This window comes from Arthrobacter sp. FX8, assembly GCF_026723805.1.
In the GTDB taxonomy this organism is placed as follows: Bacteria; Actinomycetota; Actinomycetes; order Actinomycetales; family Micrococcaceae; genus Arthrobacter.
Genome location: NZ_CP113505.1, coordinates 233201 through 251887, shown reverse-complemented (window position 1 = coordinate 251887; position 18687 = coordinate 233201). Strand labels below are relative to the sequence as shown.

General features: G+C 65.1%; 14 protein-coding genes and 1 pseudogene. 4 read left to right on the top strand and 11 right to left on the bottom strand.

Translation table 11 applies throughout. The annotated features are described in order from the left end of the window. Positions 1–58: 58 nt before the first annotated feature. On the bottom strand, positions 59–1786 hold the full coding sequence (locus OUO20_RS01105; protein ID WP_268002645.1) for a purine-cytosine permease family protein: 1728 nt from the start codon (positions 1784–1786) through the stop codon (positions 59–61). 184 nt (positions 1787–1970) lie between these two features. Here OUO20_RS01105 and OUO20_RS01100 point away from each other — a divergent pair, with 184 nt between their 5' ends. Together OUO20_RS01100 and OUO20_RS01095 are read left to right on the top strand one after the other, a co-directional pair. Beyond that, positions 1971–2405 (top strand): pyridoxamine 5'-phosphate oxidase family protein, encoded by a 435-nt coding sequence (locus tag OUO20_RS01100; protein ID WP_026265824.1) that lies wholly within the window; start codon positions 1971–1973, stop codon positions 2403–2405. Positions 2406–2424: 19 nt separating this feature from the next. Next, positions 2425–2868: a very short patch repair endonuclease gene (locus OUO20_RS01095; RefSeq protein ID WP_018769616.1), complete on the top strand. Its 444-nt coding sequence runs from the start codon at positions 2425–2427 to the stop codon at positions 2866–2868. A 129-nt stretch (positions 2869–2997) separates the two neighbouring features. Here the strand turns inward: OUO20_RS01095 and OUO20_RS01090 are convergent, their stop codons facing one another. After that, positions 2998–4239: a glycosyl hydrolase gene (locus tag OUO20_RS01090; protein ID WP_134165612.1), complete on the bottom strand. Its 1242-nt coding sequence runs from the start codon at positions 4237–4239 to the stop codon at positions 2998–3000. Between the two features lie 228 nt (positions 4240–4467). On the opposite strand from OUO20_RS01090, the gene OUO20_RS01085 reads away from it, so the two are divergent. Continuing rightward, a complete protein-coding gene (locus OUO20_RS01085) occupies positions 4468–4878 on the top strand; it encodes an Hpt domain-containing protein (protein ID WP_134165613.1) in 411 nt (136 codons plus the stop codon). Here the strand turns inward: OUO20_RS01085 and OUO20_RS01080 are convergent. After that, positions 4851–5615 carry a response regulator transcription factor gene (locus OUO20_RS01080; protein ID WP_186447835.1) on the bottom strand — a complete coding sequence of 255 codons (765 nt, stop codon included), beginning with the start codon at positions 5613–5615 and terminating at the stop codon, positions 4851–4853. The genes OUO20_RS01085 and OUO20_RS01080 overlap by 28 nt on opposite strands. 94 nt (positions 5616–5709) lie before the next feature. Between OUO20_RS01080 and OUO20_RS01075 the strand changes: the two genes are divergently transcribed. Then, positions 5710–7365: a sensor histidine kinase gene (locus OUO20_RS01075; RefSeq protein WP_268002644.1), complete on the top strand. Its 1656-nt coding sequence runs from the start codon at positions 5710–5712 to the stop codon at positions 7363–7365. Between the two features lie 18 nt (positions 7366–7383). Here OUO20_RS01075 and OUO20_RS01070 read toward each other — a convergent pair. From OUO20_RS01070 to OUO20_RS01035, 8 genes and pseudogenes are all read right to left on the bottom strand, one after another. Beyond that, a pseudogene (locus OUO20_RS01070) lies at positions 7384–8636 on the bottom strand (5-methylcytosine restriction system specificity protein McrC). Further along, a complete protein-coding gene (locus OUO20_RS01065; RefSeq protein WP_268002643.1) occupies positions 8623–10854 on the bottom strand; it encodes an McrB family protein in 2232 nt (743 codons plus the stop codon). Before OUO20_RS01065 ends, OUO20_RS01070 begins: the two are co-directional and overlap by 14 nt. Positions 10855–10924: 70 nt before the next feature. Beyond that, a complete protein-coding gene (locus OUO20_RS01060) occupies positions 10925–11182 on the bottom strand; it encodes a membrane protein (RefSeq protein ID WP_026265820.1) in 258 nt (85 codons plus the stop codon). A gap of 83 nt (positions 11183–11265) precedes the next feature. Continuing rightward, positions 11266–11682, bottom strand: coding sequence for an acyl-CoA thioesterase (locus OUO20_RS01055; RefSeq protein ID WP_268003354.1), 417 nt, complete (start codon positions 11680–11682; stop codon positions 11266–11268). Positions 11683–11792: 110 nt separating this feature from the next. Beyond that, complete coding sequence (locus OUO20_RS01050) at positions 11793–13829, bottom strand: ABC transporter ATP-binding protein (RefSeq protein ID WP_326498086.1); 2037 nt, start codon at positions 13827–13829, stop codon at positions 11793–11795. 41 nt (positions 13830–13870) lie between these two features. Continuing rightward, complete coding sequence (locus OUO20_RS01045; RefSeq protein WP_268003352.1) at positions 13871–15604, bottom strand: ABC transporter ATP-binding protein; 1734 nt, start codon at positions 15602–15604, stop codon at positions 13871–13873. A gap of 232 nt (positions 15605–15836) precedes the next feature. Next, on the bottom strand, positions 15837–18065 hold the full coding sequence (locus tag OUO20_RS01040; protein WP_268002642.1) for an MDR family MFS transporter: 2229 nt from the start codon (positions 18063–18065) through the stop codon (positions 15837–15839). After that, positions 18058–18552 carry a MarR family winged helix-turn-helix transcriptional regulator gene (locus OUO20_RS01035; protein ID WP_018769604.1) on the bottom strand — a complete coding sequence of 165 codons (495 nt, stop codon included), beginning with the start codon at positions 18550–18552 and terminating at the stop codon, positions 18058–18060. The genes OUO20_RS01040 and OUO20_RS01035 overlap by 8 nt, the downstream gene beginning before the upstream one ends. Positions 18553–18687 lie beyond the last annotated feature (135 nt).

Below are 18687 nucleotides of genomic sequence, written 5' to 3'. Positions count from 1 at the left end.
AAGCCGGCACACCACGTGCACCGGCTTCCTTTTGTAATGACCGCCAGAACTAAAGCGCCTATTTTCCGGCCGGGAGCACCAACTCCCCTGTCTTGTCCGTCGACAAGGCGAGCGAAGAAACGTACTGGATACCGCCGTCGGGAGCGTCCTGCGCGGAACGCACCATGTCCGGCCGCTCGAATTCCAATCCCGTCACGTGGCACAGGAGCTTGGCGTCGCTCGGGTTCCCCTCGGCGTCGAACATGGGCAGATCAATGCCGTCTTCGGTGCGGCGAAGATAAAACCTGCCGCGGGTCAGCACAGCGAGAACCGGCGGCAGGACCAGCGCCAGGCCAACCGCGAAAATGGGCGAGTACGGCTGGATTGCGGCACCGAACGCACCAAAGAACACGGCAATGGAAATTCCTGCGGACACCAGCATGGACACGAATCCGACCGGGTTCACGGCGTACAGCATGCCGCGGCGGAACTCCGGCACCTTCGGCGAGATCTTCAGCAGGTACTTGTTGATGGCGATATCGGACGCCACCGTGACCACCCAGGCCATGGCGCAGTTGGCGTAGAAACCGAGGATGGTATTGAGGAAATCGAACATGTTCGCTTCCATCAGAACCAGCGCAATCAGCAGGTTCACCACGACGAACACCATCCGGCCCGGGTACGTCTTAGTGATGCGCGTGAACGAGTTGGTCCACGCCAGGGAGCCCGAATAAGCGTTCGTGACGTTGATCTTAATCTGCGAGATGACCACCAGCACCACGGCCAGCGTCATGGCCAGCCAGGCCGGCATCATCTCCTGGTAGACGCCCAGGAACTGGTGCACGGGCTCATTGGCCGTGGCAGAGGCGGCGGGGTCCAGTGTGGCGATCAGGTAGATGGCGATAAACAGTCCCACAATCTGCTTGATCGCCCCAAAGATCACCCAGCCCGGACCGGCAAGGATCACCGCACGCCACCAGGCTCCCTTGTTGGCCTCGGTACGCGGCGGCATGAACCGGAGGTAGTCGATCTGCTCGGCGATCTGCGCCATCAGGGACAGGCACACTCCGGCTGCGAGCATCACGGACGCCAGGTTCGGTCCGCCATCGCCGGACGCACCCGCGTACGCGAAGAAGCTGTCGATGCTCTCCGGATGGGACATCAGCAGGTAGCCCACGGGAACCACCATCAGCAGCAGCCACAGCGGAGTGGTCCACACCTGAAGTTTGGCCAGGGTGTTCATCCCATAAATCACCAGCGGGATGATGATCACGGTGGAGGCGGCATACCCCAGCCACTGCGGGACGCCGAGCCCGAGCTCCAGGCCCTGCGCCATGATGGAGCCCTCCAGCGCAAAGAAGATGAAGGTGAAGGTCGCGAAAATAACGTTCGTGACCACCGATCCGTAGTAGCCAAAGCCGGAACCGCGGGTGATCAGGTCCAGGTCGATGTTGTACCGGGCCGCGTAGTAGGCCAAGGGGAATCCGGTGGCGAAGATGACGACGGCTGCCACCAGGATCCCCAGGATCGCGTTGACAGTGCCGTACGAGATCCCGATGTTCGCGCCGATCGAGAAGTCCGCCAGGTAGGCGATGCCGCCCAGCGCGCTCGTTGCCACCACTCCTGCACTCCACTTGCGGTAGGAGCGCGGCGCGAACCGCAGCGTGTAGTCCTCCAGGCTTTCCTTGGTGGCGTTCAGCGCCGCAGTGTTGCCTGCCGTCGGGGTTGCCGGGGAATGTCCGACGACGGCGGCACCGGATGGTGCCGCCGGTTCCAGTAATTGCGTTGTATCTGTGTCGTTGCCCATTAGGTGCGTCGCTTTCGTTTGCGTTTAGCCATCACGGCCCTGCGTGCGACGCTATCCAGCAGGAAAGACAGTCCGGTCACAAGCCTGTTTCGGAAGTGTTAAGCCTTGACGGACCTGTCACAAACAGGCGGAGATGGGTACAAAGCCTCTGGCGCATTTCTACTGCGAGTAGAACAATGGCCGCATGATGTTTGAACACGCGGACGGCAATCCCGTCCTGGAACTCGATGACGAGCAGTCCTGGCGCCTGCTGGCGGCAACGCAGCACGGGCGGCTGGTGGTTTCTGTTGCGGGGGAACCGGACATTTTCCCGGTGAATTACGTGACCTCAAACCGGAAGGTCTACCTGCGCACGGCGCCGGGAAACAAACTCGCGCAACTGACCATCAACGCCCAGGTGCTGTTCGAGACCGACGGCATCCTCTCGCAGGAGGCCTGGTCGGTTGTCCTGAGGGGCACAGCGCGTGTGCTCAGCAATTCGGATGAGCTCGCAGCCATTGAGGAGCTTGGCCTGAAGACCTGGGTTCCAACACTCAAGGACTTCTACGTGGAGATCGAACCGAAGTCCGTCAGTGGCCGGCACTTCGTGTTCGGCGAACAGCCGGAACGGGAGATCTAACCGCTCCTAGACTGGAAGGATGGCGGACAGGTCCACTGCAGACAAGCTCACCCCCGAGCAGCGCAGCTGGAACATGTCCCGGATCCGCGGCAAGAACACCAAACCCGAGCTTCTCGTCCGCAGGTTGCTGCACGCCAAGGGCTATCGGTACCGCCTGCACGGCAGGTCCGGCGGCACCAAACTGCCGGGAAATCCGGATCTCGTCTTCGCCGCCCGGCACAAGGTGATCTTCGTCAACGGCTGCTTCTGGCATTTCCATGACTGCAGGGTGGGCCTGCACGCTCCGAAAGCCAACGCCGAGTTCTGGGCCGCCAAACGCACCCGGACGCGAGAGCGCGACGAAGGTCAGCGCCGGCAGTTGGAAGACGCCGGCTGGGAAGTGCTGACAGTCTGGGAGTGCGAGCTGAAGGACCGTTCAGCCCTCGAAACCCAGTTGGTGAACTTCCTGGACGCCGGCGGCTGACGCAGGAATTCTTGAGGAAATCTTTAGCCGCTGCCGGCACTGTCCTTGATCCTGGCGGGGCAGGATGAACGGGTTGCCGCGATCAGGCAGCACGCCACTGGCAGTTTCGGAGCGGCTATTCCCTATCCCCTAGCTTCTCCGGGCCAACAGGGCGGACTTGAAGGCGGATGCGGACGAGTCACTGCTGTTGATGCGCCAGTCCGTTTCCTTCTGCAGATGGAACCAGACGAAGCCCATCACGTCCGGCTGCGCGGCCAGATAAGACACCAGGTCCGTGTTCCAGGCGGCTTTGGAACCACCCAACTCACTGGACGCTGTCTCCGCGATCAGGACGGGTTTTCCGGGTGCCAGGGTGCGGAGCTGGGAGATGCCGGGGCCAAGGAGATCCATCGGGGAAACCCAGCTGCTCCAGGTTTGGGACGTGCCCCAGTTGTAGCCGTCCAGCGCCACGATGTCCACGTAGCCTGCCCCCGGGTACAGGCCGGCCAGGTCGGTCGAGCCCCAGTAGGGCACGTTCGGGGACCAAACCCACTGGACATTGGCGGCACCCGTCGCGGCGACAACGTCGTGCACATGACGCCAAGCGGCCACATAGTCTCCGGGCTGGTTGCCGTTGACGCCCTCGGCCCACGGATACCAATTGCCGTTCATCTCGTGCGCAAAGCGCAGCATGACCGGCTTGCCCCAGGCCGCCAGCGACTGGCCCCACTGGGTGATATGTGCGTCGAAGTCACCGGCAGCCACCCGGTCAAGCGAATAGGCCGGCTGTTCCACCCCGCCGCCCCAAGCCCACGGCTCCCAGGTCACCAGGGGCGTGGCACCCCGCGAGCGCACCGCATCCATCTCGGCGATTGGCGGCGACTGCAGGAAATCCTTGTAGATCATGACCATCGAGGGACTTTCCCCTGCCAGGGTGGCCACCTCGTCAAGCTCGGTGCCGGCCAGCGCTCCCCCGGCGGTTGCCACTCCGAAGCGCAAGGGAGCCGTGCTGACTGTGGGCGCCTGCGGGGCAGGCGCTGGTGATGGAGCCGGGGCAGCCTGAACCACGAAAATCGCGGAAGCCTTGATGGACGAGGTCTTGGCAGTGATGGTGACGTTTCCGGTTGACGCCGCTGGAATGGTTATCCCCGTACTGAAAGCACCCGTCGATGTGGTCTGGAACGCGAAGGTCGTGGAACCCACAATCACTGTCCCGGTAGTGGAGACCTTGAACCCTGTTCCGGTAACGGTCACCGCGGAACCGGCCGGACCGGAAGCCGGGTTGAGCGTAACTTGAGGTGAAGTGGCTGCGCTGGCCGGCTGGATTATGGACACGGCCAAACCAGCCACGATTAAGAGCGCGGCAAATAAGGTCCTGAGCGTTCGGAACACGGCAATCTATCCCCAGATTGAAGGCGGTTTTGGGCCGCTGTTGACGTCAATGCGGAAAGCACTGGCCTTGATCCTATGGGCAGCAAACCGCACTCCCATCAAGAAAACCACAATTCTTGCCGAGTCTTCTGCAAGGTAAAGGGAACGGTCCTAACCTGAAAAAAGACGAAGCACCTCCGCATTACCACCCTGTTTTCCGAGTCAGCAATTCCAGCAGAAAGGAGTGTCATGAGCACTTCAGATGATGCGCCCAGGCCGCTGGTAGACCAGTCCGTCCTGGACCGGCTGCGGGAAGAGCTTGAGGAGGAAGAAGGCTACAGCAGGGTCTTCGTGGGGAACTTCATCGAGTACCTGCCACAACGGCTGGCCCGTTTGCGGCTTGCCCTGACCACCGGAGACCTCGACGGATCGATGGATGCCGTCCTCAGCTTGAAGACTTCAAGCCAGATGGTTGGAGCCGAGCGGCTGGCGGGGCTTGCCCTGGAACTGGAGAACGAGATCCGGGCCCAGGCGCGACACGCTGACATGACGGTGGCATTGCCCAGGCTGGCAGCCGCGTACCTGCGGCCCATCACCCAGTGCAGCAGGCAAACCACGCACCGGCTGCAGGCTCAGTGCTGCCCGGGCGCCAATCGGTAACCCACTCCGCGGACTGTTTGCAGCCACCGCGGCTGCTGCGGCGAGTCGCCCAACTTTTTGCGAAGGTTTCCCATGTGGACCTCGACGGAACGTTCGTCGGCCTCGCTGATGTAACTGCCGACGTCGTAATCCTCATCCCGAAGCCTGCGCACCAGGTCGGACTTGGTCCGGACCGTCCGGCCGGCTTCCAGGAGCGCGTACAGGAGTTCGAACTCCGTGCGGGTCAGGTTCATCTCTTTGCCGTCGACGGCCACCGTGCGGGACGCGTAGCTGAGCTCCAGCCCGTTGTGGCTGAAGTTTCCACGCTCGGGGTGGGCAGTTCCGTCTTGGGAAGCATCCACCGTTACCTCGCCGGGCTCGGGAACGGAGCGTGGCCGCCGCATCATGGCCGCGACGCGGGCGCGCAATTCGCGCGGCCGGAACGGTTTGGTGAGGTAGTCGTCCGCACCCGACTCGAGCCCGATCAGGGTGTCCAGTTCCTCGGTGCGGGCCGTGAGCATCACGATGTAGGCATCCGAAAACTCGCGGATCTGCCGCGACACCTCGAATCCGTCGATGTCCGGCAACCCCAGGTCCAGGGTGATGACGTCAGGATTCAGGCTCTTTGCCATCAGGACGCCCTCCGCGCCGCCGCTGGCGACCGAGACGTCGAATCCAGCCTGGGTCAGCACAGTGCGAACCAGTTCCCGAATGTCGTGGTCATCCTCGATGACCAGACCCACACGTGCCTCACTCATAGAGCCCCCTCAGTGCCAACGTCAGAAGTATAGCTGGCTGCGGATATCCTGCTGGTATGGCCCTGCAAACCCCCACATCCGCGTCTTCCACCCCATGAGCGACCCCACAGCCTGGTCCTCCGGACGGCTGCGGTTTTTCAAGCGGCCCTTTCACGAGTACCGGCTGACGGACCGGGTGGCCATGAGCCAGATGCCGTTGTTCGTGACCACCATCCTGACGGCCCTGCTGGTCTGGGCGTTCTTCCCGGACACCATGGACAACCCCCTTTTCGTCACGTTCCTCATCTCCCAGCTGGCGATCATGGCGCTGTGCTACCTCATCCCATGGGAGCGGCTGCCCTACACCAGCTTCCTGGCCATCCCGCTGCTGGACTTCATCTCGATCGCCGCCGGCCGGGAGGGCGGACAGGAAAGCCTCGCGGGTATCAGCCTGCTGGCCGTGTTCCCGGTCATCTGGCTCTGCGCGTCGGGCTACTACCCGCGGGCCGCCTTGTGGCTCTCCTTCCTGGGACCGCTGGCCATTATCTGGGTGCCGTTGCTCCTGAAGGGAAACTACACGCCACAGGACTTTGCCCGGTCGCTCCTGCTGCCGGTCATGATGCTGGGCATCGGCGTCTCAGTGAGCGTCCTGACCCTGAGCATGATGCGCCAGCAGACGCAGCTGGAGGAGAAAGACGAGCAGCTGCGGGCCAACCTGCGCATCAGCAAGCGCCAGGAGGCCCTGTTAAACACCGTGCTGGAAACCGTGCACCTGGGCGTCCTTGCCGTCGACGCCGACGGCCACGACGTCCTGATGAACCGGAAACAGCGCGCCAACCATGAACTGGCCAGGCCAAAGAATATCGCGGACCCCAACGAGCCACAGCTGCTGGTCTTCGGCCCTGACCGCAAGACGCTGGTCGCCGTGGAGGAGCGGCCGGTCCGCCGGGCCGTCCTGGGGGAAACCTTCACCGATTACCTCGTCTGGCTGGGCGAGGGGAAAGAACAGCGGGCCTTTGTCACGACGGCACGCGCCATGAAGGATTCCGATGGCAACCTCGGCGGCTCCGTCATCGTCTTCAGCGACGTCACGGACCTGGTGAACGCGCTCACCGCCAAGGACGACTTCGTCTCCAGCGTCTCCCACGAATTCCGCACGCCATTGACCTCCATCCTCGGGTACGTGGAGATCCTGCTGGCCGATGAGCTGGAAGGGCCGCAGCGCGAGATGCTGGAGATCATCCGCCGGAACTCCGAGCGGCTCCTGACCCTGGTGTCGGATCTGCTGTCCAGCAGGAACGGCCAGTTGATCGTCACGCCCCACGCCGTCGATGTGGCCGAACTCGTGCGCAGCAGCGTCTCCTCCGCGATGCCGCGGGCCGCCGCCGCCGGCGTCGAACTGCGGGCCGAAACCCCGGAGCGCCTGGAAGCTCACGTGGACAGCGCCCGGATCTCGCAGGTCCTGGACAACCTGGTGTCCAATGCCATCAAGTACTCACCGGACGGCGGCGAGGTGGTGGTGTCGCTGGCGCAGGAGGACGGCCACGTGGCCTGCCGCGTCACCGACACCGGCATGGGGATGAGCCCGGAGGACGCCTCCGAAGTGTTCGCCAAGTTCTTCCGCACCAGCAGCGTCCGCCGCACCGCCATCCCCGGCGTGGGCCTGGGCCTGCCCATCAGCAAGGCGATCGTCGAGGCACATGGCGGCACCATCGGCGTCGACAGCACGCTGGGCGAAGGGACCACCTTCATGTTCCGGGTGCCGGTGTAGCGGCCCGCGCCCGCGGGGTTACCTGGCGGGGCCTGCGGGGGCAGGACGCGGGTGGGAAACCACCTCGCCCCAGGACTGGCGGGCGAGGTCCCTGACGGAGGCAAGGATGGCCGACGGCGGCTGGCTGAGATCCAGCGGGAACTCCACGATGTCGATATCGGTGTTAAGGATGCGGCGGAGTTTCATTTCGCCCTTGCCGGCATAGACGAGCCAGGCGGTGGGTACGGCCAGCGCCGTGCAGTGCGCCAGCATCTGGTAATGGTCTGCGGTGAGGGACGCACCGGCGTCCGACGCGGCCCGGTACTTGGCGTTATACGCCACCACCGGCTGCCCACCCAGCAGGTGGACAGCATCCGGGCGCACGGACAGGCGGTCCGAGTCGCGCACCGCCTCGCTGAGGAGGGCGTTGTACCGCAGCCGAAGCTCCCCCGGATACGCGGCCATCGCCGCCCGCAGTGCGGTTCCCACGAAGTCCCCGAACACCTGGGCCATGTCCACCACGAACGAGGCCGTCCGCTGCCTGCCCTCCCCGCTTCCGCGGACGCGTTGCGCAGGATCAGCTCCGCCAGGCGCAGCACGGCGTGGTAGCGCAGGTTCATCCTGGTGGGCTTCCACGGCGGCACCGGCGCCCCGGACGGAAGGCGCGTGACGGCGTCGAGCTTTCCCTTCAGCTGCCGCAGCCGGCCCAGCACCTCCGGCCGTACCCCCGGCACCTGCCCCATCCGCTCCAGCGCAGCGCGCAGGATCCGGTTTTCCGCGATGTCCTCGGTGAACTCGTCGTACGAGACCTCCAGGGGAACCAGCATTCCGGGACGGCGGGAGATCTGGTCCGAAATCCGGATGCGTCCCTTGACCGTCCGCAGCGACTCGTCCACGGTGAGGTAGCCCTGCAGGACACCACGGCCCAGGGCCCCTTCGGCCAGCTGCGCCAGCGACTCGGCCAGGGCGCTCCACAGGTCCCGGTCCTCGTCAGCGGCCACCAGGTCCGGCCGGAAGCCCTGATCCCCCGCATAGCTGAGGAGGAAGAGGAGCCGGCTGAGCCCCAGCCTGTCCTTGGGCCGGACGTCCAGCTGGAGCGTGGGGGTCCGGACGGAGCCCACCTTGCCCACCGGTTCAATCCGGTACAGCCCCATGCCCATGGGGGATGCCTTGGCCAGCCCGCTGGAGTTCAGGAAGGAAGCACTTGGCGCGTCCAGCCGTTCCACCAGGCCGCCTGACAGCTCGTCCAGGACCAGGTGCCGCACGGACGCCCGGGGATCAGCGCGCTGCAACGCGTCCCAGCAGCTGGTCCAGCCCGAAGCGCTCCTCCAGCTGCGCCCGCGTGAGCTGGCCGTGGTAGTGCTCCTGCAGCAGCGGCATCAGCTCATACTTCCAGATCCGGCGGAGCCCGGCCGGGGTTTGGGCCGCCGGCTTCATGAAGTAGGACGGCCCGATCATCAGGTCCCGGTCCCACTCGTCGATGGCACCGTTCAGCGCATCCAGCAGCAGCGCCGGGGTGGTGTCCAGCTGCCGGGCCTGCAGGAACCGGAGCAGGGAGCCCTTGACCGGCTCGGTCTGCGGGTGCAGCTCAATGAAGGAGAACCGGCGGCGGATGGCTGCGTCCATCATGGCGATGGAGCGGTCCGCAGTGTTCATGGTGCCGATGATGTAGAGGTTGTCCGGCAGCGTGAACGGTTCGTTGGGGCTGTACTGCAGGTAGATCCGGTCGTCGCGGTATTCCAGCAGGAAGTACAGCTCGCCGAACACCTTGGCCAGGTTGGCGCGGTTCATCTCATCGATGATCAGGAAGTACGGCTTCTTCTCGTTCCCGGGCTTGGCGGCTTCCTCGGCCAGGCGGCGCAGCGGGCCAGCCACCAGCTTGAAGGACACCTGGCCCTCGTCCGTCTTGTCCGGCCGGTAGCCCTCGAAGAAGTCCTCGTAGGCATAGGACGGGTGGAACTGGACCAGCTTGACGCGCTCGTCGGTGGTGTCGTCCGCCAGCTCGGCGGCGAGGTGCTTGGCCAGGTAGGTCTTGCCGGTGCCCGGAGGGCCGTAGAGGACCAGCTGGCGGTTCTCCTCCAGCAGGTCCGCGATCTCCTGGAGCGGTTCCAGCTCCATGTGCAGCGACGCCGCGAATTCCTGCGTCAGCGGGCGGAAGCCCTCCTGGACAGGCTGGACGACGGCGGCACCGTCAGTGTCGCCGTCGGGCTCGGTTTCCGCCTCGGCAGGCAGCAGCGCCTGCAGCGCCTGGACCACCCGGGTCACGTCCACCACGATGCCGGGGGTGGCGAGCTGGCGCTGGACGTGCCGGGGAAGGCTGGTGGTGGTGTGCCCGTCGTCGAACCAGCGCACCTTACGCCGCAGCCGGCGGTTGTCGTCGTTGTACTCGGGCTCCCCCAGCACGCCGCCCAGCCGGACAGTTCCGGCGTGCTGGTAGAGCACCAGGTCACCCGGTTTCATGACGGTCAGGAAGGCAAACACCGCAGTCTTGGTGTCCTCGCGTTCCACGTAGCCAAGGTGTTTGTAGTCCTCGTCCACGGCGTGCTGGACCAGGCCGGCGGTGACGCCGGGGTCCAGGTGCCGGAGATGTTCGACGTCGAGGGTCACCTTTTCCTCGCCGTGCCAGGCCGTGAGCAGCTCGGCGTGGTCGCTGTGCGTGCGGAGCAGCCAGGCCCGCCGGCCGGGGTCGCCCACTTTGCGCCACTGGCTGACCAGCTGGCGGGAGTACCAGTCCGTGCGCTGGCCCGCCTGATCGTCCAGGTGCAGCCGGATGCGGTGGATGTCCGCCGTGATGTCCTCTTCGCTGTCGCCGTTGGCCCCGCCCACCAGCGACGCGAACGCGTCCCGGATTTCCTGCCGCTCCACGTCCGCCACCACCGGCTCGAAGTAGCTGGGCCAGGCCAGGAACTCAATGCTGCGGCGGATGGCGGGCTGATCGTCGGGAGTTGATGCAGCGAGGCGGTGGAACTGCACGGGGTCCTTGATGGCCGCCTGCACCACGCTTGCCGGCCGCTGCGCAACGTTCTGCACAAACCGGCACAGCCACTTCAGGTGGTCCCAGATGGTCCAGTTGAATTCGGCGGTCCGGTCGCGGATCACGCCGTGGTCCGTCATGCCGGCGTACAGCTCCTCGGGAAGCTCCAGCGGCGGCTCAAGCCAGCCCGCGGCCTCGGCCACGCGGGCGCGCTTGACCTTCAACGACTTCACTTCGTGGGCCAGCGGAAGCGACTGCAGGAACAGCAGCTCCACGGCCAACTGCTTGGCCCCGCGGGTGGCGCCCTCCAGGTTCTCGCGGAGGTTGGTCATCATCGGGGCCTTGGAGTCGGCGATGCCCCGGTCCAGGCGGTCGAGCAACTCCGCGGCCGCCGGAACCGACCAGGTCCGGGTGCGGCCGTCCAGGGGTGAAGCCTTGCCTTGGAGACCGGGCCCCAGCACGAACCACGCCGCATCCTCGATCTCCTTGGAGATGCCGAGGGCGCGGGTCATGGCAACAGTGGCAGTGGGGGTCATGCCTCCAAATTTACAGGGTCAAGCTGGGCGGCCGCTCCAAACCGTCCGGCCGCCCATCCGCCATGCCGGGCTAAATGCCGGTGGCGGGCCGCTTCCTGCCGAAGACGAAGTACCCCATGGGGCCGATGAAATTGATGAACGAGGCCGCCCGCCAAACAGCCTTTGGGCCGTTAATCAGCTCGGCGGGCCTGCGCGAGATGTCCCGTTGGGCGGCAACCAGCAGGGACACCTGCATGATCGCGGTAAGGATGATGCCCGCCCTGCCGGATGGGGACATTTCCTTCCATGTCTTCTTGTTCCGGCGGCCATGGGTCTTGTTCTTGGCCATCTTGTTTTTAGCCATCGGGGCTTCCTTTCACCGTTCGCTGGTTGTTCCAGTCCAGTGTGTCCAGACCGGCCCTGTCCAGAGGCTTACTGCCTGTAGGGGGCCATCCGTTCCTTTTGTTCCTGGCTGAGTCTCTGCACCCGGCCGGTCGTTTCGTCCACGAACGCCAGGTGGCTGCTCGCCTTCACGCAGTCCTCGCGGGTGACGGGGTCCTGGAGCAGGTAGTGGATATCGAAGCTGGCTCCCTTGACGGCGCCGATCCAGAGCTGCACCACCGCCGGAATGTTGCGGTACTCCAGCGTCCGGACGTAGCGGATCCTGTGATCCACCACCAGCGCCATGGTTCCGGCCGGAACGTCGTTGAACAGCGATACCGGCGGCTCCACACCGGGCAGACCCGCGCCCCGGGGCGGCCCGAAGGCGGCGATCCTTGCCTCCTCCAGCATCCTGACGATCTGGACATTGTTGATATGGCCGTAGGCGTCCATGTCTCCCCAGCGCATCGGCACCAGGACCTCAATGCGCTTACCGCCGTCCGGCCCGGCCCCTTCCGCGGCCTCCCGTCCGTCTTCCTGCCGCTGCAGCTGCTGGGCTGCCTCGGCCTGCTGGGCGCTCAGCTGCGCACCGCCGTCGAATCGTCCACCGGTACTTCTCCGGCATCTGCACCCGCGAACTGTGACATGTAGAGGCGGTGGTAGGCGCCCCGGGCATCGAGCAGCAGCTGGTGGTTGCCCTGTTCCACGATTTGTCCGTTTTCCATGACCAGGATGGTATCGGCATCGCGGATGGTGGAGAGCCGGTGGGCGATGACGAAGCTCGTGCGGTCCGAGCGCAACGCGGCCATGGCCTTCTGCACCAGGAGTTCGGTGCGGGTGTCCACGGAACTGGTGGCCTCGTCCAGGATCAGCAGCGAGGGGTTCGCCACGAAAGCACGGGCGATGGTGATGAGCTGTTTCTCGCCGGCGCTGACGTTGTTGCCCTCCTCGTCAATCACGGTGTTGTAGCCCTCGGGCAGCGCCCGCACGAAGCGGTCCACGAAGGTGGCCTTCGCGGCGGCCATCACCTGCTCGTGCGTGGCGTTGAGGTTGCCGTAGCGGATGTTGTCGTAGATGGAGCCGCCGAACAGCCACGCGTCCTGGAGGACCATACCCACTTTGGAGCGCAGCTCGGAGCGGCTGAGGTGCGTAATGTCCACGCCGTCGAGCATGATGGAGCCGGCGTTGAGCTCGTAGAACCGCATAACCAGGTTCACCAGCGTGGTCTTGCCGGCGCCCGTGGGCCCCACAATCGCCACTGTGTTGCCGGGCTCTGCCGTGAAGGACAGGTTCTCGATGAGCGGCTTGTCCGGGGTGTAGCTGAAGGTGACGTTCCGGAAGTCCACATGCCCGTCGGTCTTCGGCGGCAGGTGTTCGGTGGCGGTCTCGGCGTCCTGTTCGTCGGCGTCCAGGAATTCGAAGACGCGCTCGGAGGATGCCACGCCGGACTGCAGCATGTTGGCCATGCCCGCCATCTGGCCCAGGGGCTGGGTGAACTCACGGGAGTACTGGATGAACGCGGTGGCATCACCCAGGGACATGGCGCCGGATGCCACCCGCAGGCCGCCCACCACTGCGATGCCCACGTAGCTCAAGTAGGAGACGAACTGCATGACGGGGAAGATGATTCCGGACACGAACTGCGCCCCAAAGCTTGCCTTGTAAAGGGCCTCGTTGCGTTCCTCGAACCGGGCCAGCATGTCCGCATCGCGGCCGAAGACGCGGACCAGGTCGTGCCCGGAAAAGGACTCCTCGATCTGGCCGTTCAATGACCCGGTGTTCTTCCACTGGGCAGCAAAGAGCTTCTGGCTCCGGACTCCGATCAGGCCAGCGGCCACCCCGGACAGCGGAAGCGCGATCAGGGCAATCAGGGCCAACTGCCAGGAGACGATGAACATCATGATCACGATGCCCACCACGCTCAGCACGGAATTGACCAGTTGGGCGAAGGCCTGCTGGAGTGCCTGCTGGATGTTGTCGACGTCGTTGGTCACCCGGGACAGCACGTCGCCGCGCTGCCGGGTGTCGAAGTAGTTCAGGGGAAGCCGGTTCAGCTTGGCCTCGGTGTCATCGCGCAGCCGCCGGATGACCTTCATGACGATCCGGTTCAGCACGTACCCCTGCAGCCACATGAAGATGTTCGCCACGAAGTACATGAGCAGCACGATGGCGATGAGCATGGTGAGCTTGTCGAAGTTGATGCCGGTGCCGGGCACAAGTTCCATGCGGGCCACCATGTCCGCAAAGTTGTCCTGCCCCTGCTGCCGCAGGCCGGCAACGAACTGCTCCTTGCTGGCCCCGGCGGGAAGTTGTTTGCCAACCACCCCGGCGAAGATCACGTCCATGGCCTGGCCCAGGATCTTGGGGGCGATGACGTTGAGGACCACGGAGATGACCACCAGGCCCACCACGGCATATATGCCCAGCGCTTCGGGCTTCAGCAGCCCCATGAGACGTTTGGCAGACGGCCAGAAATGCTCGGCTTTCTTGGCCGGCATGGCACCGAACATGCCGCCGTCGGCTTCGGTGGGCTGGAACTCCTCTTCGACGTAGTCGTCATCCTCCGGCTGCCCTGCGCCCGGTTGTGCCTCCCCCGCGGGCGGCTGGACGGACATTGGCGTCTCTTCCACGGGACTGGAGTCCTTCTTGCGCGGGCTCATGCCACTTCCTCCACACTCAGCTGGGATTCGACGATTTCCTGGTAGGTGGGTGAGGTTTCCAACAGTTCCTCATGGGTTCCACGGTCAACGATCCGCCCGTTGTCCAGGACCAGGATCTGGTCAGCCTCGGTAATGGTGGAGATCCGCTGGGCCACGATGATCACCGTGGCGTCCGAGGTGGTGCGTTTGAGGGCGGCACGGAGCCGGGCGTCGGTGGCAACGTCCAGGGCGGAGAAGGAGTCGTCAAACAGGTAGACGCGCGGTTTGGTCACCAGCGCGCGGGCGATGCACAGGCGCTGGCGCTGGCCGCCGGAGACGTTGGTGCCGCCCTGCGAGATCCGGGAATCGAGTCCGTTCTTCTTTTCCCGGACAAATGATTCACCCTCGGCTGTCCGGAGCGCATCCCACAGTTCCTGGTCGGTCGCCTCGGTCTTGCCGAACCGGAGGTTGTGCCCGATGGTGCCGGAGAACAGGTAGGGACGCTGCGGCACCAGGGCGACGCGTTTGGTGATCTCCGCGCGGTCCAGCCTGTCCACCGGGACGCCGTCCATCAGCACCTGGCCTTCTGCGGCGTCGTACAACCGCGGCAGGAGGGAAAGGAGGGACGTTTTGCCGGCACCGGTTGACCCAATGATGGCGATGGTCTGGCCGGGGCGTGCAGTGAAGCTGATGTTGCTGAGCACCGGGGACTCGGCTCCCGGGTAGGCAAACGTGACGTTGCGGTACTCAACCACGCCTTGCAGGGAGGCCGGGGCTTCGGGACGCTCGGGGTCGTGGATGGAAGGTTCGACGCCGAGCACCTCGCCGATGCGGTCAGCACAGACTGAGGCGCGCGGGATCATCATTGCCATGAACGTGCCCATCATGACGGCCATCAGGATCTGCAGCAGGTACTGCAGGAATGCGGTCAGCGACCCCACCTGCATGGCACCGGCGTCCACCCGCTGCCCGCCAAACCACAGCACAGCGGCAGTGGACAGATGCAGGATCATGCTGATGGCCGGGAACATCAGGACGAACAGGGCGCCGATGCGGAGGGAGACGTCCGTGAGTTCCTTGTTGGCGCCACCGAACCGGTCCGTCTCATACGGTTCGCGGACGAAGGCCCGGACCACGCGGATACCGATGATCTGTTCGCGCAGGACGGCGTTGATCCGGTCGATCTTCCGCTGCATGGAGCGGAACAGCGGCATGAGGCGGACCACCAGGTACCCCACCACCATGGCCAGCAGCGGGACGGACACCCACACCAGCCAGGAGAGGTTGATGTCCTCACGCAGCGCCATGATGATGCCGCCGATGCACATGATGGGGGTGGCGACCATGAAGTTCAGCGCCATCAGCAGGAGCATCTGCACCTGCTGGACATCGTTGGTGCCGCGGGTGATGAGCGTGGGAGCGCCGAACGCGTTGACGTCCTTGGCGGAGAAGCTGGTGACTTTGCGGAACACCGCGCGGCGCAGGTCGCGGCCCACCGCCATGGCCGTCCTGGAGCCGAAGTAGACGCCGGCGATGGCCGCAGCTATCTGGGCGAAGGCCACCAGGAGCATCACTGCACCGGTGCGCCAAATGAAATCGGTGTCTCCGCGGGCCACCCCTTCGTCTATGATCTGCGCATTCAGGCTGGGCAGATACAGGGCGGCAATGGTGGACGCGAGCTGGAAAACGAGGACAGCCAGGATGTACGGCAAATACGGTTTGGAGTAGCGCCGTATAAGGGTGAGGAGCATGGACTCAACTCTAGTGATGCCCACCGACATTGGGTCCCCTTGGAAGCAGGTTTTCCGGCCGGAGCCACTGGTGGAGGGCCAGTCTACGGGGGCACCATGGGCAGCGGCATTCCCCGCAGTCCGCAGTAGAAGCCGCAGCCCGCACCGGGAAGTGTCTTCCCAGTGCGGGCTGCGGCGTTGGTGTTGCCGGTGCGGGGGCCGCGCCCTGCTGTCGATCGCCTGCCAGGCGCTGCTAGGAGCCGGCCCCGGCGGACGGAGCCCCGGCGGACGGAGCCTCGGCTGACAGGGCATCGGCTGACGGTGCGTCAGGCGCTGCGGCACTGTGCTTCCCGCGCCCTGCCAGGTACAGCGCGGCCGCTGCCTGGATCTTTCGCTCCTTCAGGAGCTTGCGCTGCATCCTGCTGAGCTCTGCCGCGGTGGCCGCCTGCCTGGCCGCCACGTCCTGCTGGGAGCGCAGCTGTTCCTGGATGTCCAGCACCAGGCCGCCCAGTTCCGCCTGCTGGCGGGCCAGCAGGTGCTGGGTGTCCTGCAGTTTCTGCAGGGTGGCGGCGGCGCTGGCCACCGCGTCGGCAGCCTTGTCCATCGTGTCGGCAGAGCGCAGGTCCAGCCCTTCGGAACGGAAGCTCCTGGCGAAGACTTCCTCGAAGTCCTCCGTGGCCACCCGCCCGGACGCCGCGGCAGCAGCGGCAGCACCGCCGTCGTACATCTTGGCCGGCGCTGAACCCAGCCCTGCAGGTGTGGCACTCCTTGCGGGCAGTCCGTTCCCGGGGGCGTTCCCGGCCGGCGGGACCACGGGCAGCTGGCCGGTCATGGCGGTCATTCCGGCTTCGCCGGCGGCGTTGGCCTGCAGTGTGGCCTCGGGGGTGATGTCCACGGTCCTGCGCAGCGGCACCTCCTTGATGAAGATCACGGCGATGAGGGCAACCGCGCTCACGACCGCGGAAATCATGAAGATGCCGGCAGTCGCGTCACCGTAGGCCGCCCGCATGATGTCCGCGACCGGTGCGGGCAGGTCCTTGAGGTCCATGCTGGCGCCGCTGTTGCCGGAAGCCTGGATGCCCAGCTTCGACAGTCCATCGGTGGCCAGGTCCTTGACGTGGTTGGCCATGACGGCGCCCAGGACGGACACGCCGATGGCGCCGCCCACCGAGCGGAAGAACGCGACGGAGGCACTCGCGGAACCGATGTCCTTGGCCTGGACCGTGTTCTGCACGGCGAGGACCAGGTTCTGCATCAGCATGCCCAGGCCGATGCCGAAGATGCCGGTATAAAGGCCGGTCAGCCAGAGTTCGGTGGTGTGGTCCATGGTTCCGGCTAGCGCCAAGCCGCCGATCAGCAGGACGGTGCCGCCGATCAGGAAGCGCTTCCACTTGCCGTAGCGGCTGATCAGCTGGCCGGACAGGACGGAACCGACCAGGTTGCCGGCGATCATGGGCAGGGTCAGCAGGCCCGCCTCGGTGGGCGTGGCGCCGCGGGCCACCTGGTAGTACTGGCCCAGGAAGGTGGAGGAGCCGAACATGGCCACGCCCACGGCAACGGATGCCACGATGGCCAGCGCGGTGGTGCGTTCGGAGATGATCTTCAGCGGGATGATCGGCTGCGAGACCTTGGATTCAACCAGGACCAGCAGTGCGAGCAGGAGGACGCCGCCGCCCACCATTACCGCGGTCTGCCAGGACCACCAGTCGTAGTAGTCGGCTTTGCCTGCGAAGGAGACCCAGACCAGGAGCAGGCTGACGCCGGAGGTGAGCAGGATGGCACCGAGCCAGTCGATCTTGGCCGGGCGCTTGATGTGCGGAACCTTGAGCGTGACCTGGAGCAGGATCAGGGCGACGACGGCGAGCGGCACGCAGACGAAGAACGTCCAGCGCCAGCCAAGCGAGCTGTCCACGATGAAGCCGCCCAGCAGCGGTCCGCCGGCGGTACCGACGGCCATGACGGCACCCATGTAGCCGGAGTACTTGCCGCGTTCACGCGGCGGAATGATGGAGCCGATGATCGCCTGGGCCAGGGCAGTCAGCCCACCCATGGCGATGCCCTGGATCACGCGGGCGGTGAGCAGGAACGGGATGTTTTCGGAGAAGCCTGCCATCACCGAGCCGGCCACGAAAATCACGATGCTGAGCTGGACCAGGACCTTTTTGTCGAAGAGGTCGGCGAGCTTGCCCCAGATGGGGGTGGTTGCTGCGTTGGCCAGCAGCGCGGCTGTGATGACCCACGCGAAGTCCGTCTGGGTGCCCTTGAGCTCGGACATGATGGTGGGCAGCGCGTTGGCCACGATGGTGCTGCTGAGGATTGCGGTAAAGAAGGCAGCGAGGAGACCGGTCAGGGCCTCCATGATCTGCCGGTGGTTCATGGGTGCGCCGGGTTCGTGGCGCTTGGATTGCCGCGACTCCTGTTTGGCGCTGCGTTGGCGCTGGCGCTCCTGTTCCTGGTCCGCGGCGGCGGTGACGTTAGCCATTAATGGACTCCTGCGTTTCGTGTTCAATGGTGGTTCCGGCCGCCCTTGCCCGGATGGAATTCTTCAGGGATGTGGTGAGCTTGCTCAGCATCGCGGCTGTTGCCACGGCGTCGTCCTCGTTCCAGTCGGCGAGGTAGGCCTGCAGGGTCTCCGCCCGGTGCCGCACCAACTCCGCAAGCTTTTCCTTGCCGCGCGGGGAGAGTGCCAACAGCTGGGCCCGGCCGTCGTCCGGATCCGGGGTGCGGACCACCAGGCCCGCGTCCGCCAGCTCCGCCACATGCCGGCTCAGCACCGGAGGGCTGACCCCCAGCCGCTCAGCCAGGTGCGCGGCACGGGTCTCGCCTTCGCCGATGAACTTGAGCACGCCCTGGAGGGCGATGCCCGTGTCCTGGCCCTTGATGTTGATCATGGTGACGCAGCGCAATGCGCGCTGGAGGTCATAGATGTTGCTGACGAGGTCGGCTGCAGTGGCCGGTGCGACAGACATGATCCTCCCTAAAGAATTAGTTGCTGCAAGCAACTGTATCAGGAAAAGGTTGCTTAGGGAAACGAAGTTGTTGCCGCTGGCCCTTAAACACACACGCTCCCCCACTTCAGCCGTTGTGGCAGAAGTGAGGGAGCG

Coding starts and splice junctions, on each gene's coding strand:
- OUO20_RS01035 (WP_018769604.1), bottom strand. CDS start 18,552: ATGTCTGTCGCACCGGCCACTGCAGCCGACCTCGTCAGCAACATCTAT.
- OUO20_RS01075 (WP_268002644.1), top strand. CDS start 5,710: ATGAGCGACCCCACAGCCTGGTCCTCCGGACGGCTGCGGTTTTTCAAG.
- OUO20_RS01060 (WP_026265820.1), bottom strand. CDS start 11,182: ATGGCCAAGAACAAGACCCATGGCCGCCGGAACAAGAAGACATGGAAG.
- OUO20_RS01065 (WP_268002643.1), bottom strand. CDS start 10,854: ATGACCCCCACTGCCACTGTTGCCATGACCCGCGCCCTCGGCATCTCC.
- OUO20_RS01055 (WP_268003354.1), bottom strand. CDS start 11,682: ATGCGCTGGGGAGACATGGACGCCTACGGCCATATCAACAATGTCCAG.
- OUO20_RS01105 (WP_268002645.1), bottom strand. CDS start 1,786: ATGGGCAACGACACAGATACAACGCAATTACTGGAACCGGCGGCACCA.
- OUO20_RS01050 (WP_326498086.1), bottom strand. CDS start 13,829: ATGTCCGTCCAGCCGCCCGCGGGGGAGGCACAACCGGGCGCAGGGCAG.
- OUO20_RS01095 (WP_018769616.1), top strand. CDS start 2,425: ATGGCGGACAGGTCCACTGCAGACAAGCTCACCCCCGAGCAGCGCAGC.
- OUO20_RS01100 (WP_026265824.1), top strand. CDS start 1,971: ATGATGTTTGAACACGCGGACGGCAATCCCGTCCTGGAACTCGATGAC.
- OUO20_RS01045 (WP_268003352.1), bottom strand. CDS start 15,604: ATGCTCCTCACCCTTATACGGCGCTACTCCAAACCGTATTTGCCGTAC.
- OUO20_RS01040 (WP_268002642.1), bottom strand. CDS start 18,065: ATGGCTAACGTCACCGCCGCCGCGGACCAGGAACAGGAGCGCCAGCGC.
- OUO20_RS01085 (WP_134165613.1), top strand. CDS start 4,468: ATGAGCACTTCAGATGATGCGCCCAGGCCGCTGGTAGACCAGTCCGTC.
- OUO20_RS01080 (WP_186447835.1), bottom strand. CDS start 5,615: ATGAGTGAGGCACGTGTGGGTCTGGTCATCGAGGATGACCACGACATT.